The organism is Bartonella tribocorum (assembly GCF_002777915.1).
GTDB lineage: Bacteria > Pseudomonadota > Alphaproteobacteria > Rhizobiales > Rhizobiaceae > Bartonella > Bartonella tribocorum_A.
In genome coordinates, this window is record NZ_NJGE01000003.1 from 142,967 (window position 1) to 158,338 (window position 15,372).

A 15,372-nucleotide genomic window follows, 5' to 3' on the forward strand; every position below is an offset into this window, starting at 1 on the left:
TTTACGTCCAATTTGATACAAAAAAATCTGAAATTATTCGCACAACACTGATGTATCTAACACTGGAGCATTTTTTTCAACATACTGCTCCATAAACAGTGAATAGTAATAAGCAAAAAACATAGGCTTTACAATACATAACTATATTACAAACAAACATCACAAAAAAACTTTCTGCCTATTAAATGTAATTTTGTGTGCATTCTCTAGCAAAATATTCTTAACCTGCCCCCTTCAACAAATTAACGTACTCGCAAGGTAAAAATGACCGTTGCAACAACAAGAAGCAAAAAGCCTCCAACAAAAGGAGCACCAGAAAAATAAAACAGTGCATTTTTATCTGTAAAACATTCAAAGAGAAACACATAAAAAAAAGAACCAAATATCAAACTCAATGAAACAACAGATGTCATGGCCCCTTGTAGTTCTCCTTGGACATTTGTCGGCACTTGCGCTGAAGCAATAGCACGGATAGGTGCATGAACAAGATATTCAAGCATTGTACACGCACAAACCATATAAACCATCCACCCCTGCGTCGCAAATGTATAACCCAGCATAGCAAGGGCTGCAAATAAAAGCCCTACTATAGTAATACGCCCATCACTCCATCGCTTAGAAAAATAAGGCAAGATAAGAACAACGACAATAAACTGGCCTATCCCAAAAACACTATAGGATAGCCCAATGGAAAACGAACTCCAATCATAGCGTTCTTTTGCAATGAATGCCCAAATACTTAGCCATATAGATTCCGCAAACCAATAAAGAAAAAAGACCAACAATACCCAAAGAACCATCGGATATTGCTTCAATTGCCAAAAAGCACCTAAGGGATTTGCCCGTTTAATATCAAAAAAGCGCCTATTCCATAAAGAAAGAGTTTCAGGAAGCATAACCCAAGCAAAAATAAAATTAATGAGTGAAAAACCAGCGGCAAAATAAAATGGAATACGCGGCCCAAACTGACCTAAAAAACCACCCATAAAGGACCCTAAAATAAACCCTAATGCGGATGCAACCCCTAATAGACCAAAATTGCGCGTACGATTTGTTTCATCCGATATATCAGCAAGATAAGCTGTACAAGTTGCAAAACTAGCACCACTTATCCCTGATAAAAGACGCCCGATAAATAACATAGAATAGCTCCATGCTATAGCACATATCAGATTATCAAGAGCAAAACAGATAATAGAGACAAGCAAAATAGGACGACGACCATAACGATCAGAAAGATTACCAATAACAGGAGCAAACAAAAACTGCATCACTGAATAAGCAGCAAGTAATTTTCCTCTTTCTACAAAAGATGTACTGACATCTTTTCCAGTTAAATGAGAAAAATATTCAGGCAAAACAGGACAAATAATTGCAATGCCAAGAATATCTAATAATAAAGTGATGAACACTAAAATGAGCCCACGCCGAACAAATTTCGGATTGAGCATGTGACCTTGCATAACATACATACTATTTTACACTCAGTTACTCATTTTACATACACAGTTACGTCCCCCGCTCTCTTTTGCTCCTCTTCTTTTTTAAGTACTCTATATCTTATAAGTTTTATATACAAAATAATAACAAATTAAAAATTACAAAAAGAGTCAATATAAAAATATAAAATTATTTTTTATATTAAATAAAAAAGTATTCATGAAAATAAATTATGAATAACTTCTCATGGAATATAGAACATGCCAATAATTTTAGAGTTATTATGATTGATTTTATCAGATATTATTGCCACTTCTCATGCCACTATTTTTAATAATCTCTCAAAAATTTTTCTCATCTTTAGAATATATGATAAGGTTAAAGAAGCATCACCAGAATAGCTTAACCACTGTAAAAACTGATCATATTTATTGAGTCCATCAATGATTATATGCTATTATTAAATCCAATGATGATCTAACGCATAAGCATGGAGAAATACCACTTCTAGTGAGAGTTGACCATAAACTGTTAAATTCAAAAATGGTGTATAAAATGCGAAAAATATCCTTATTAATTCTCACTTTAATGTTCGTGACAGGATGTGATGTTCAAAATTCTGATTCACAAGAAAGTGTTTTAGAAAATAAAATAGAAATACAACAACCAACCAACATAGAACTAGATCCTTACACTTTAAACAAATTAAATGCTCTTCTCAAAAAACGTGCAGAAACAAATGATCACGAAAAAGGAGCCCTGATTGACTTTCTTTCTGAAGCTTTTTTAGGGACACCTTACAAAGCAAATATGTTACATGGCTCAGAAAAGACACCAGAAAAACTCATCATTGATTTTAGAGGCTTAGATTGCTTCACTTATCTGGATTATGTTGAAGCATTGCGCAGATCAACATCTCCAAAAGAATTCATAAGTAACGTCATAAAAACGCGTTACATTAAGGGTAATGTTCATTTTTTAAATCGAAAACATTTTTTTACAGACTGGGCTTATAGAGAATATAAACTCGCCACTGATATTACCGCTGAAATCAGTCCTCATGCAGTCAGCATAGAAAAATATCTCAATAAGAAAGCTGATGGTGGGAGCTATCTTCCTGGACTTCCAGTTGTGAAACGCACAGTAACGTATATTCCAAGTAACTTTATTAATGAAGAGGTTATAAGCCGTTTAAAATCAGGAGATTTCATTGGTATCTATACAAAACTTGCTGGATTGGATGTAACACATGTGGGATTCTTTATTATGACAGATAAAGGACCAATGTTACGAAATGCTTCTTCACGAAAAGAAAATGAAAAAGTCGTCGATTCCCCTTTTATGGATTATGTTGCAAAAACACCAGGAATCATTGTTTTAAGAGCCCTTGAATAACATTGAATAATATCTATTTGGAGAAATGACGGTTATAATTCCCTTTACTAACTGAAAGCTGACAGCAAGAAAAACGCTGTTGTTATATTATAATTTCTTTTCATATTCTCAAGCCCCAAATTATCTATAGGCTACCACCACTCTAATCTTTATGAATATGAAAAACATATATTTTTTTGTAAGAATAAGTAAAGCCAAATATGTTATGAGTGTTGTCTCACAAAGTATTTTATATAAAATTTATAATTACGCTTCATTTTCCCTTGTTCTCAAAAACAAGAAATTTATTCTCGATAGCCCCATAAACAGTCCATCTTCTTAAGCTAATTTCAGCAGCTCACCATTTCATATGATTTATTTAAGCTTCATCGACAAGCCTTACTGCTCAATATTGCCCCCCCTATAAAAGACTTAAGAGATCAAATTTTATAGCTCTTATCTCACCACACCTTACATAACACAGTGTACGACAACAGAATAAATCTCGCCTGAAGGTACTTAATTTAACCTTCTCCTTTATTGATGCAAAAATAAAATCAACAAAGGAGCATCATTGTATTTTCAAGAGATATGAGCTCTACCCCACCGTAAAAAATTAATGTTCGTAATATGACAGCCAATTTAAAAAAATTTATATAAAAGGTATCATCGTTGTACCAGGAGGCAATTTGGCCTCATCTTCAGGCTCGACATGAATAGAAATACGCACATTATCAAATTCTTTTTGAAGAACAGCTTCAATTTTATCACAAATTTTATGGGCTTCTCCAACCTGCATAACAGCTGGCACAACCAAATGAAACTCTATAAAAGTAACCCTACCAGCAACACGTGTCCGTAAATCATGAATCTCAAGTGCACCATCAGCATTTGCAGAAATCAGCTCCCGAATCCGCATAGTTTCATTCAATTCAACGCCAACATCCATTAATCCTTGAACAGCATTCCTTATTACCTTCCAGCCCTGTAAGAGAATATTAACAGCAACGATTATCGCTAAAATAGGATCTAAAACGCCCCATCCCCCTACAAAACCAGCAATTAAACCAATTAAAATTGCAAGCGAAGTAAAAACATCGGTTATGAAATGCACGCCATCAGCTTTAAGAGCCGGTGAACGATAACGTTTTCCCTGCCCAATAAGAACCATTCCCCACATGCAATTTATAACAGTTGCAACAAGATGAATAACAAGCCACGTGCCAGGTTTCTGCAATAATTTAACAGTAGAAAGCGCTATCCATGCTTCTCTTAAAATAACAATTGCCGCAATAATAATGAGGATTCCTTCAAGAATCGCAGAAAAATATTCCGCTTTATGATGCCCAAAGGGATGATCGTGATCTGCTGGCTTCATACTCACTTTAACAGCCCACCATGCTGCCAATGACGCAAGGATATTGACTATTGATTCCAACGCATCAGAATAAAGAGCAACCGACCCTGTGATGTGATATGCCCAATATTTCAAAGCAAAAACAATACACGCAATAAAAATAGAGTATAAAGTTAAGCTTTGTATATTGATTTTCACATTCATGAACCTCATCCTTTTCTTCACAAAACCAAGGAATAATATTTTCAGCTCTATAATGATATTTTTGGCATATCACCAATATTTTCTCAATATTACATAAGCTTCATCATATATTAAACGTCTCTCAATTCACTATTGTTATCGCAAAAACTGATCAGTTACACGAAAATCAGCAATAAAGGATGAAGAAAACACGTCATAAACAAACAGCTTTCTCGAAAGACATCAAATACATTCCCTCCATTAAACGTTTTCTAAATAACGTAAATCAATCTCACATCTTATGAACGAAAGTTTAGTTTTTTCTCAAATATATCATGATTATGCATTATTTTTCACATCTTATGATGTGCCTTATAACCCACCTATAGACATCTTTTCATCACAGAAAAAATGACTGATCACTTCCCTGTAATCTTATAGCTTAAGGAAATTTCAAAATATGATTGCTAAAAAAACTAGAAAAAGCGTTATGCCCCCAAAAAGAATCTGGGCATTGGGGACCCAGATTCTTTTCCCTTATAATTTAAGGGCATACAGAACTTGGGAAATAGCGGGGACCCAAGATACTGCACCCGATACGAAAACAACACTTAATTATCCCGCATCAGTATTTTTACAATACACTAATCGATATATGCTGTCAATATAAATTCTACCATAAGTTTAAAAAATAATATTTTTTATCTTTCTTTTTAAAAATAAAGCAAATTCTAACATCTAGAAATTGAAAGAAAAAAGCATTAAAAATCTCGTATGCATTTGAATATCACAACAATCGACGAAACAAACGACCCTTGTCTGAGAGACTATCATAATATCCGTGAAAAAGATCTCGTTGGACGACAACAGCAATTTATTGCTGAAGGTAAAATAACCTTGTCCGCATTATTGCATTCAAAAGAGTTTTCTGCTCTCTCGCTGCTTATTGTCGCAAAACGCCTTCCTAGACTTCTACCGCTTTTAGAAAAAACACAGCCTCGCTGTCCCATTTATTGTGTTCCCCAAAAAGTCATGGATGATATCACCGGTTTCCATATTCATCGTGGTGTTCTGGGTATCGGTAAACGCAAAGCACTCCCATCATTACAAAGTTTTTTACAAAGTCTTCCAGAAAAGCTTTGATTCTGGTTTTATGTGGTATCTCGAATCACGATAATATGGGATCAATTTTTCGTAATGCAGCAGCCTTTGCCAGTCACGGTATTATTGTTGACAAAACCTTTTGCGATCCACTTTATCGCAAATCAATCAGAGTTTCTGCCGGCGCTGCTCTAAAAGTACCCTATACACAAAATGCTGATATCAATGATATTATAGCTGCTCTAAACAATGAAAATTGTCATCTTTATGTACTCTCCCCTTCTGCCCCGCACACGCTCAGGCAAGCACACAAAACCAAAAGAATGGCACTTATTTTCGGAACAGAAGGTGATGGCTTACCACCCCATATACTACAACAATCAAAAGCCTTACGAATTCCCATGGCTAACGGCTTTGACAGCCTCAATGTTGCCACAGCCTCAGGGATTGCTCTCGCCCATTTTACCGACTTCGATCACTAAATTTACCGACTTTAACCACTCAAGATAATAGTACTTTAAGTTGTAACAAATATCCGATGATGTGTGTCCTTTATCAACTCTAAAGCTCTCTATTCCCTAGCATTTGAGAACATTGAATAAAGACATTTTTTTAGTTCTCCCCACGATAATCCCACTTGTCATGTGCAAGAGACATAGTTTTGATGGATTCAATCATAACAGAAATTTGCAATGAGAAAATCTTGCTGAAGCCTCTCATTCAAGTTGAACGATAAAAATTATTGTTATGAATTAACTCACGACCTTTTTATGAAGCCGTTGTTTTAAGTTGAGAGGAAACAGAATTCTTTGTTTCAAGATTGCATAAAACACGCTTCAACATCATTTCAATGTCAGCCGCACGTTCTGAATGCGTTACAAATCCTCCCCCAAGAATACGTGCCTCATGACCATTTCCATCATAAAGAACACAAGCTTGCCCTGGTGCCACACCATTTTCACATTCCAACAGATCAACGGAAAAAACACCTTCTTTATAGTGCAAACGCGCAAGATGAGGCGGGCGCGTTGAACGCACCTTTACAGCCACCTCAATACCCTGAGAAGGAAATTTATCCAACGACTCATCACCAAGCCAATTCACATCACGTAAAAAAAGCTTATGCGTTTCTAACATTTCACGCGGACCAACAATAACACGAGCATTTTCCACATCGAGATAAACTACATAAAGCGCTTCACCCGTTGACACCCCAATACCACGACGTTGACCAACAGTATAATTAACAATCCCTGAATGTTTGCCTAAAATTTTTCCATCAATATGGACAATAAAGCCAGGATTAGCAGCTTCTGGACGCAATTTTGCGATAACATCTGAATATTTTCCTTGTGGAACAAAACAAATATCCTGACTATCATGCTTATTAGCAACCACAAAGCCCATTTCTGCAGCTATTTCACGAACGCGCGCTTTTGGAAGATCGCCAAGTGGAAAACGCAAATAATCAATCTGCTCTTGTGTCGTTGCAAAGAGAAAATAACTCTGATCACGATCGTTATCGAGAGGGCGAAAGAGTGCTCGATGTGCCCCATGAGAACGCGAACGAATATAATGTCCCGTTGCCAAAGCATCTGCCCCCAATTCACGGGCTGTTGCTAATAAATCAGCAAACTTAACCGTCTGATTGCACGCAATACATGGAACTGGAGTCTCTCCATGAGCATAGCTTTCTGCAAAAGGATCAATAACAGCTTCGCGAAAGCGTTTTTCATAATCAAGAACATAATGCGGTATTCCCAACGTTTCTGCAACACGGCGCGCATCTTCAATATCTTGTCCCGCACAACACGCCCCCACCCGATGCGTTGCAGCTCCATGATCATAAAGCTGCAATGTAATGCCAATGACATTATACCCTTCCTTTTTCAAAAGACCTGCAACAACCGATGAATCAACACCTCCCGACATTGCAACAACAATGCGAGAATCCTTAGGTTGTCCTGGCAAATCAAGACTGTTCAAAAACATGTATTCATTCTCTTTAGTGCTCTATTAATGGATATCCATATGTTAACATTCTGATGCGTGCTTTTTACCACCTTTATGCTATTGATTGTCTTTATATTGTTTTTTTATCCTTTCCACAACCATAGCATCACTTTCTTAAAAGCAGCTGTAAATAAAAAAGAGTGATAGAAATAAGGCAGAAAGATAATCATTTGGGAAAACTTTTTTCTCTTTTTACAAATCTAGCAAAATAAAATCTGGCAAAATTTTGCAAGAGGCATTTCTAAACAGTTCGCTTGGACCTCTTTTTACACGATCAATCACTTTATTAATTTTTCCTTTCAGCACGTTTAGCTCTTTTTTAAATTTCATGCTCTATAAACGAATCAAGTCCTTGACTAAAGGTAGAGGATACGAATGACCAATTTGATGAAAACACAAATGAAATATGTTATTGGGCCAGATGGAAGTCCACTTACAATTGCCGACCTACCGCCACAAACAACACGGCGCTGGGTGATTCGTCGCAAAGCTGAAGTTGTTGCGGCTGTTAGAGGTGGATTGTTAAGCCTTGACGAAGCGTGTCAACGTTATACTTTGACTGTGGAAGAATTTCTTTCATGGCAAAGTTTGATCGATGAACACGGTTTAGCGGGATTACGAACGACCAAGATTCAACACTATAGGCATTAAGCTGCCATTGATCATGATTCGATAACATAAAGCATTTTATAAAAATAAAAACAGCTAAACTTGATAAAAGTTTAGCTGTTTTTACATTACATTCAAAAGATAAATCTTAAAAAATTGATTTGATTTTTCAATAATTGTTTTGAACACCCAATCATTGAATTAGCCAGCCATTGAATTAGATTGAATCAAGATATCTTCATCATCTGCGGCTGTCTTTTTTTCTCGCGCTTCCAAAAGCTGCGCATGTTGTAGCTCTGTATTAGCTTCATGAAGAGCAATTTCAGCATTTGTTTTTTGAAGCTGTAAATCACGAATGGAATTGAGCAGATTATCGCGTCTTTGCCGAACTGCACGCGCAAAAGCAGAATAAGCAAAATGGTGAACATCGTTGTTTCCAGATTTACGTTCTTCATGAGAAATCTGTGTTTCCAATTCTAAGACCATTCTTTCAAATTCTGCAATCATCATCTCAAGCTGTGCAATTTCACGGCGCTTTCCACGCACTTGAAACATCCTCAATCGCACCATATTTTCCCGTGGCTTCATACTCACTACTCCTTGATTGTGCCAACTCAAAACGCGCATTCATACTCAATTCATATCGTTTTAGTTATATGTGTAGCCGAAAAAACAGTCCATTAATTGAGACCATAACTCCGCCCTTCCTTAAAGCATCTGCAAACACAACCTTCTTTAAAGAGCCATAACTATTTCTTTATTTTTCCCTCTCACTATAAAATGAAGAGGTTTAAAGCTCCGTAAATAAACACTAAAATTGTAAAAAAGTAATTTATAAGACTTTTTTACAAGATTTTTTTTAGATTAAATTTTATAGAAAAAGCCCTTCATTTCTTATTATGTTAAAAAGTCCGCGATTTTTTTAAAATAATTTTATAGCCTCTTTCAAAAATAACAATATTTTGTTAACCACTATCATGGATAGTGGGGAATTTGGTAGTGATTGTTACGCGTACTACTGAAATGTTCATAAATGCTTTATTACTAAGTGTTTGATTTCATGAATTGTTTTTATCAACAGTGGTTTTACCCACTGTTTATAAAAGAGAAATGCTCCTTGTGATTCGTGAAGGAGCGAAGTGAGGGATCTAAAATGCGCGTATTATTAATTGAAGATGATAGAGCGGTTACTCAAAGCATTGAGTTGATGCTAAAGTCAGCCAATTTTAATGTTTATATCACTGATCTGGGTGAAGAAGGTATCGATTTAGGAAAACTCTATGATTACGATATCATTTTGCTTGATCTGAATTTGCCTGATATGTCAGGGTATGATGTCTTGAAAACTCTAAGGTTGGCAAAAATAAAAACACCTGTTCTTATCCTTTCTGGAATGAATGCTATTGAAGACAAAGTTCGTGGTTTTGGCTCTGGAGCAGACGACTATATGACAAAACCTTTTCATAAGGATGAGCTTATTGCGCGTATTCATGCAGTTGTTCGTCGTTCTAAAGGACATGCACAATCCGTTATTGTTACCGGTGATCTCACTGTTAATCTTGACGCCAAAACCGTCGAAGTTGCAGGACGTCCTGTTCACTTAACGGGTAAAGAATACCAAATGCTAGAGCTTCTCTCTTTGCGCAAAGGCACAACACTGACCAAAGAAATGTTTCTCAATCATCTCTATGGTGGAATGGATGAGCCAGAACTAAAAATTATCGATGTTTTTATCTGTAAATTACGGAAAAAATTGGAAGCAGTCTCTTCGAATGTAAATTACATTGATACTGTTTGGGGACGTGGTTATGTTTTGCGTGATCCAGTTGAAGAGAACGTACGAAAAACCGCTTAAGCAGTGAAAATATACATTGTAAAATCTCGGGGTGTAGCGGGCCGAGATTTTTCTCTGTTACAAATAAAAAACTCGCAAACAATATAAAAAAAATTTGCAAACAATAAAGTCTCATATAGAAAGCGCTTAAAGCTTAAGGAGTAACACACTCTACTCGCCAATATAATCGCTCGTAAATTTAATTGAAGTTTCTTTTCCCTCAACACGGTTTAAGCGCTTCTCTCTTATTCAAAGCTTTTTCACACTTTCTAAAACAATACAATGATCCCTTTCATCAATATTTATTTTCATCTCTGTCATCTGAGCAAGTAGCGTTGTGTAATAAAATTGGATGACATGTGCATCAATAAGCTCTTCTTTAACTTCTCCATGATATAACGCAAGAAAATGAGGAGGAAGACGAAGAGTTTTACCGAAAATCTCAAATCGAAAAGAACGTTTATTTTCTTCTTGTCCAATCATAACAACAATTTCACCGCCACGAGAAACTGTTGCATTTGCAATCAATAACAAATTAAGCAAAAGTTTAACTTCATCTTTTTGTAACAAAAAAGAAGGAGCCAGCCATTTTAAAGTTGCTTTTTCTTGCTGCATATATTGTTGAGCAACCTGCTCTGCAGCCTGTGTATCTATTTGTCCTCCACTTGCACCAGCAAAACCAAAAGCCAATCGCGCAAATTGTAAACGTGCAGAAGCACTCGCAACGGATAAACGCACCAATTGCAAAGCCTCTTCTTCAGCGCCTGCGTCATCATAAAGCTCCATTGCATTTTGAATAGCCCCTACAGGTGAAATTAAATCATGGCAAATACGACTACAAAGCAAAGCAGCAAGATCCATAGGCTTCAAAGAAACAGCGAACGTCATAACGATTGAAAACTCCTAAATTCAAAAAAACAAACTTTATTTTAAAGAAAAACTCTTAACATCTGATGCATAAGAAAAAACATTAACAAGCATGCTAAAAAAATTTCAGAAATAGATTCAAGAATTTAAATAACCTTACATCTTATTTTTTATTTGAATAGAATGAAAATCCTAATATTATCTTTTTGTTTGTCACTAATAAAAGGAGAAAACTCGATGTCTCTCTCTCTGCTAAAATACTGGTACAAAAATATTATATCTTTCATCTTCCTTTTATTTATCACCATAAACACTGCACATGCGCAACTAAAACCAATAGAGAACAACGAACCCCATTATTCACTTCAAGAAATTATTGATTCTGGTCATATTTTTTTTGGAAAAACAGCCAGTGGTCTGGCGATTGCCATTCAAAATATTTTTTCAAAATACGGTTATCCGAATGCCTATATTTTAGGAGAAGAAGCTTCTGGTGCCTTTTTTGCTGGATTAACCTATGGCGAAGGAAAGGTTTTTACCAAAAATTATGGTCAACATAAAGTTTTCTGGCAAGGCCCCTCGGTAGGGTGGGATTTTGGCGGGCAAGGTTCCCGTCTTATGATCTTGGTTTACAATCTTAAAAGCATAAATAATTTATGGAAGCGCTATGGTGGTGTTTCAGGTTCGGCCTATTTAATTGCAGGGGTTGGTTTTCATGTACTCAAATACCATGATACCTTGTTAATCCCAATACGGACAGGAATCGGTGCACGCCTTGGTATCAACATAGGATATTTAAAATTAACACCAAGACCCACATGGAATCCGTTTTAAACGGTCCCTTATTTGAAGAGAGGTATTATGCTTATTCAATCGTTTCTTTTTTTTATGCTTGGAGTTGCCTCCACTTCTTGGTTACTGATACTTTTATCCCCTCTTATTTGGCGTAAAGCTGTTCATTTTGCGCATAAAGATGTTTGTGCAAAAATTCCATTATCGCTCACAGAAATACAAGCAAATCAGGATTTTGTCCGTGCACAACATGCTGTAGAATTAGCAAAAAATCAACAAAAGTATGAATCTTTGCAAAAAAAATATGCCCAACAGAAAATACACCTAAGCCAAGTAAAAGAACAACTTTATCAGCTATACCTTTCCGCACAAAACACTTTTCCCAAAGAAACAATCGCAATCAAACAAAATATCGTCACAACAAACACCTTCAAAGGAAAGCAAAACGATGCGTGAAAAAATCACACACTATCAGCAACGTTTACAAAAAATCCAAACGCATCATGGGCTTGATACAACTGCTAACCACCAACTGCTGGAAGAGCTCCGTGAAGAAACAAAAGAACTTGCCGCAACATTAGCCGCTCAAATAGCCCTACAAGAGGGAAATACATCACCCATCAACACATTGATTCAAAAATCCAAAAGCAAAAACGACCTAGCATCCCGTATTCGCAAAAAAATAACTCTTCTCTCCACAAAGCCCCGTTAAATAAGCCACCTTTTAAAACACCTTAAATGAAGAGAAAAACCAAAAAGCTTCGTTGTAACTTTTATAACCTAAATAATTTTTATTAAGCGCGACTTTTTCTTGAAGCGAAAAGACAGGATTTCTCACCCCACACCATTTATAAAAAAATCCATCTTCTTATCTAGCAATGCGACCTTTTTATCATATCACTGCCCTAAAGAGCAGCATTTTGTGAATCCTAGAAGCAAATATACTTAAAAATTTCATCACAAACTCTAACAAAAAAATACCTCCTAAGATAAACCTCCCATAAAGCTTTCATCATAAGTTTTAAAGTTAAAAGCACGCTCTCAAGAGTGATAAAAACCTCTTATTTTTTGGATAATCATATCCTGATCCGTTTGCGTCAAATAAGGATGCATTGGTAAACTTAAAACACACTCTCCTAAAGACTCTGAAACAGAAAGAGAATCTTTTACATAAGGAAAATGTTTATAAGCTGGCTGTTGATGCAAAGGAGTTTTATAATAAATCATTGTAGGGATAGAATTTTTTTGTAAAAAATCTTTTAATTTATCACGCTCTTTGACCTTAATCGTATATTGTGCATAAGCAGAACGAATATTTTCTTCTATTTCTGGAACTGTAACAACATCTCTTAAACCATTGGAATAACGTTGAGCAATTTCTACACGCTTTTCCATTTCATCTTCAAAAATCATAAACTTTTCGAGTAAAATTGCAGCCTGAATACTATCAAGACGCGAATTCATACCAATCCGTACATTATCATATTGTGTTTCACCTTTACCATGAAATAAAATAGAGCGTAAAAGTTCTGCCAAGTAATCATCATTGGTCATCATAGCGCCTCCATCGCCATAACACCCTAATGGTTTTGCAGGATAAAAACTTGTAGCAGCCACATCACCAAAAGCACCACACATAGTATTACCGCTTCTTCCCCCCATCGATTGAGCAGCATCTTCAATGACAAAAAGATTTTCCTTTGCTGCGATTTGGGCAATTTGCACATAGTCAGCAGAAAGCCCAAATAAATCAACGGCAATAATAGCCTTTGGCTTTAGCCGTCCCTCTTTTTTAACCATTTGGATAGCGTGAGAAAGTTTTTCAACATCAATATTAAATGTATCGGGTAAAACATCAACAAAAACAGGCTCAGCCCCCACCAAAGCAACCACTTCGGCCGTTGCGGAAAATGTAAAGCTAGGACAAAACACAGCATCCCCTAGACCAATATTTTTAGCCATAAGAGGCATCTTCAAAGCGTCTGTTCCATTAGCACACGCAATGACATGTTTAACGCCAAGATACTCAGCCAATTTCTCTTCAAACTCTGTTACTTTTGGCCCTAAAATATACTGACCACTCGCGACCACATGCGCAATTGCAGAATTAATTTTATCTTCAATACGCGCACGCTGCGCCCCAAGGTCGATGAATTGCATATTAACTCCATTGATCATCACAAAAATGCAAAAGCGCTACTTATCTCTTTTATTTACCATAATTGACACCAGCAGCTGTTAAAATTCGTAAAACCGCAATAGCATCATCACCATTTGTACGAGGCAATTGACGCGTTTGAATACAATAAAGAAAATGCCGTAATTCACAAGTAAGCGGAAAATCTTCACAAACATCAATGTAACTCAGCTCATCCATGCTAAAGGCCCACTCTTGATTCTCTTTCCAAACGGCAAAATGATGTATTGCCAATTTACGATTCCATGGTTCCATGTCATCAAAAACGAGCATAGCCTTTGTCCCCACAACAGTTAAACGCCTCTCACGATAAGGACTCAAGCGTGAAGCAAAAAGATGACTCCGTATACCATTTGGAAAAGTCATATGAACATGGGAAAAATCGGAAATCTGATCAACAACAGCAGTCCCCTCACCGTGAATTTTAGAAGGCTCACATCCTGTCAATGCTAAAATCATTGAGAGATCATGAGGAGCAAGATCCCATAAAGCATCGCTATGTGTGTGAAATTTTCCAAAGCCTAATCGATGAGAATAAATATATCGCACATCGCCCAATTCTCCGTTTTTCACCAATTCACACATTTTTTCAAAAGCCGGATGAAAACGTAAAATATGGCCCACCATAAAAACCCGCTTATAGTGCTCAGCCTCCTGAACTTGGCGTTTAGCATCAGCAACATTTAAGGCTATTGGTTTTTCAACCAAAACATCTTTACCATTTTTAATAGCACGCAGCACATTTTGCGTATGAAATTGTGGAGGCAGCGCTAATACTAGCGCATCAATACTTTTATGAACGAAAAGATCATCTGGTGGAATAACCTCTACACCATACATCGTTGCAAAGCTTTCAGCACGATCAGCATTAATATCAGAAACTGCTGCTAAAGCCCCAAGAGAATGGAGTGTCCGTATATGGTTTTCACCCCAATGACCGCATCCTAAAACCGCTACGCGTGGCACCATTTTTATGCCTTACCTTACTTTATCTATAAAATTGTACTTTACATATCGAGGATAAAATAGAATGACAAGAGAAAAGCTTAAAAACGACGCTTGACATCTCACTATTCTACCCCTTATATCCGCACAAGATGTAATTATTTGCAATTATAATTTTATTTTGGCGGAGTAGCTCAGTAGGTTAGAGCAGAGGAATCATAATCCTTGTGTCGGGGGTTCAAATCCCTCCTCCGCTACCATCTTTTCAGAATTGTATGTCTGTAGCTTGCCAGCGGTGTAGCTTGCCAGCGGGTTTTGTATATTTTGCCACCAGGTTTTGTACCAATTTATTTTGTTTCACATGATTTTTAAGGGGTTCTCAAAGGGTCTTCAAAGACCTTTCAAAGATCATTTAAAACCTCTGTAGCTTGTCATCGGGTTTTGCACAATTTGACAGCAGGTTTTGCATCAATTTATTTTTTTCGAAGGGTTTTTAAGGGGTTCTCAAAGGGACTTCAAAGACCTTTCAAAGATTGTTTAAAGCCCCTTTCGTGAATCGTTTTCTCTTTTCCTAATCACAATTGGTAATGATGAGCTCCTTACCAGCAATTGTGTTATTTAAAGAGTTACACGAATAAACTGTTTTCACCTCTTTTATAT

At 36.5% G+C, this 15,372-nt stretch carries 11 protein-coding genes, 1 tRNA gene and 2 pseudogenes; 7 read left to right on the forward strand and 7 right to left on the reverse strand.

The annotated features are described in order from the left end of the window. Positions 1-242 precede the first annotated feature (242 nt). The gene (locus CER18_RS02295) at positions 243-1,463 is read right to left on the reverse strand and encodes an MFS transporter (protein ID WP_432417132.1); all 1,221 of its coding nucleotides are present in this window, start codon (positions 1,461-1,463) and stop codon (positions 243-245) included. A gap of 532 nt (positions 1,464-1,995) precedes the next feature. Here CER18_RS02295 and CER18_RS02300 point away from each other — a divergent pair. After that, complete coding sequence (locus tag CER18_RS02300; RefSeq protein ID WP_100128491.1) at positions 1,996-2,835, forward strand: DUF1460 domain-containing protein; 840 nt, start codon at positions 1,996-1,998, stop codon at positions 2,833-2,835. Positions 2,836-3,466: 631 nt separating this feature from the next. On the opposite strand, the gene CER18_RS02305 is transcribed toward CER18_RS02300, so the two are convergent. After that, positions 3,467-4,375, reverse strand: a complete 909-nt coding sequence (locus CER18_RS02305) for a cation diffusion facilitator family transporter (RefSeq protein WP_100128492.1) — start codon at positions 4,373-4,375, stop codon at positions 3,467-3,469. Between the two features lie 753 nt (positions 4,376-5,128). Here CER18_RS02305 and CER18_RS02315 point away from each other — a divergent pair. Continuing rightward, positions 5,129-5,937, forward strand: a pseudogene (locus CER18_RS02315) (TrmH family RNA methyltransferase). A gap of 286 nt (positions 5,938-6,223) precedes the next feature. Here CER18_RS02315 and mnmA read toward each other — a convergent pair. Then, positions 6,224-7,447 carry a tRNA 2-thiouridine(34) synthase MnmA gene (gene mnmA / locus CER18_RS02320; protein WP_100128494.1) on the reverse strand — a complete coding sequence of 408 codons (1,224 nt, stop codon included), beginning with the start codon at positions 7,445-7,447 and terminating at the stop codon, positions 6,224-6,226. A gap of 396 nt (positions 7,448-7,843) precedes the next feature. Between mnmA and CER18_RS02325 the strand changes: the two genes are divergently transcribed. Beyond that, a complete protein-coding gene (locus CER18_RS02325; RefSeq protein WP_100128495.1) occupies positions 7,844-8,119 on the forward strand; it encodes a DUF1153 domain-containing protein in 276 nt (91 codons plus the stop codon). Between the two features lie 159 nt (positions 8,120-8,278). Here the strand turns inward: CER18_RS02325 and CER18_RS02330 are convergent, their stop codons facing one another. Continuing rightward, on the reverse strand, positions 8,279-8,665 hold the full coding sequence (locus CER18_RS02330; protein WP_100128496.1) for a flagellar export protein FliJ: 387 nt from the start codon (positions 8,663-8,665) through the stop codon (positions 8,279-8,281). A 565-nt stretch (positions 8,666-9,230) separates the two neighbouring features. Here CER18_RS02330 and ctrA point away from each other — a divergent pair. Beyond that, complete coding sequence (ctrA, locus tag CER18_RS02335) at positions 9,231-9,932, forward strand: response regulator transcription factor CtrA (protein ID WP_100128497.1); 702 nt, start codon at positions 9,231-9,233, stop codon at positions 9,930-9,932. A 228-nt stretch (positions 9,933-10,160) separates the two neighbouring features. On the opposite strand, the gene chpT is transcribed toward ctrA, so the two are convergent. Next, positions 10,161-10,799, reverse strand: a complete 639-nt coding sequence (gene chpT, locus CER18_RS02340) for a histidine phosphotransferase ChpT (RefSeq protein WP_100128498.1) — start codon at positions 10,797-10,799, stop codon at positions 10,161-10,163. A gap of 216 nt (positions 10,800-11,015) precedes the next feature. Between chpT and CER18_RS02345 the strand changes: the two genes are divergently transcribed. Continuing rightward, positions 11,016-11,612, forward strand: a complete 597-nt coding sequence (locus CER18_RS02345) for a DUF1134 domain-containing protein (RefSeq protein ID WP_100128499.1) — start codon at positions 11,016-11,018, stop codon at positions 11,610-11,612. A gap of 27 nt (positions 11,613-11,639) precedes the next feature. Further along, positions 11,640-12,282, forward strand: a pseudogene (locus CER18_RS10370) (hypothetical protein). A gap of 329 nt (positions 12,283-12,611) precedes the next feature. Here the strand turns inward: CER18_RS10370 and CER18_RS02360 are convergent. Then, positions 12,612-13,730: a DegT/DnrJ/EryC1/StrS family aminotransferase gene (locus tag CER18_RS02360; protein ID WP_100128502.1), complete on the reverse strand. Its 1,119-nt coding sequence runs from the start codon at positions 13,728-13,730 to the stop codon at positions 12,612-12,614. A gap of 49 nt (positions 13,731-13,779) precedes the next feature. After that, positions 13,780-14,736: a Gfo/Idh/MocA family protein gene (locus CER18_RS02365; protein WP_100128503.1), complete on the reverse strand. Its 957-nt coding sequence runs from the start codon at positions 14,734-14,736 to the stop codon at positions 13,780-13,782. 159 nt (positions 14,737-14,895) lie between these two features. Here CER18_RS02365 and CER18_RS02370 point away from each other — a divergent pair. Next, positions 14,896-14,972 (forward strand) — tRNA-Met (locus tag CER18_RS02370). Positions 14,973-15,372: the final 400 nt, after the last annotated feature.